The 562-nt window shown below is 36.7% G+C and carries 1 protein-coding gene; it reads right to left on the bottom strand.

From position 1 onward, the window contains the following. Nucleotides 1–192: 192 nt before the first annotated feature. On the bottom strand, nucleotides 193–426 hold the full coding sequence (locus SBL15_RS12955) for a ferredoxin (protein WP_061183108.1): 234 nt from the start codon (nucleotides 424–426) through the stop codon (nucleotides 193–195). Nucleotides 427–562 lie beyond the last annotated feature (136 nt).

The following is a 562-nucleotide window of genomic DNA, read 5'->3' as shown; positions in this document are numbered from 1 at the left end:
GAACGTTTTCCTTACCATTACAATAATTCTCCCTCTACTTCTGAATAATTATAAAGTGAAACTTTAATCAGTGGGGGTTTTCTTCATCCCCCACTGATTATTAGTTGAACCAATCGGACTTTTATGGGCAGCCCGCCCCCCACCTAACTTCTTTGCTTTCGCTGAATTTTGAGGTGGGGGTCTTACTGCCCATTAAAGTGGGATAAATGGCTCTTTTTTGACCTGAATTGAACTTGTTGGGCAGCCGTCACTTGCCGCCAACATTGCTTGCAAGAAAATTTTTGGTATACCCACTATTCCTTGATTGTTATCTAATACACCAAATGATTTCCCCCTTCCGTCTAATTGATATATATCAGGTGCTATAGAAGTACATAATCCACATGACTTACAATTCTTTTTATTTACGACCGTATAATGTAACACTATTAATCACCCCCATTGTTAATATACAATACATAGGTAGGGTATTATAAATCGTTTATTTCACACCTGTTTTTCTTCTAAAGTTTCTATTTCCCTATTTAAATAATAATGGCCTATCGGTTTTAAATCGTTATCC

The organism is Staphylococcus sp. NWU MKU2 (assembly GCF_033283605.1).
GTDB lineage: Bacteria > Bacillota > Bacilli > Staphylococcales > Staphylococcaceae > Staphylococcus > Staphylococcus haemolyticus.
This window is presented reverse-complemented; position numbering and strand designations above follow the sequence as displayed.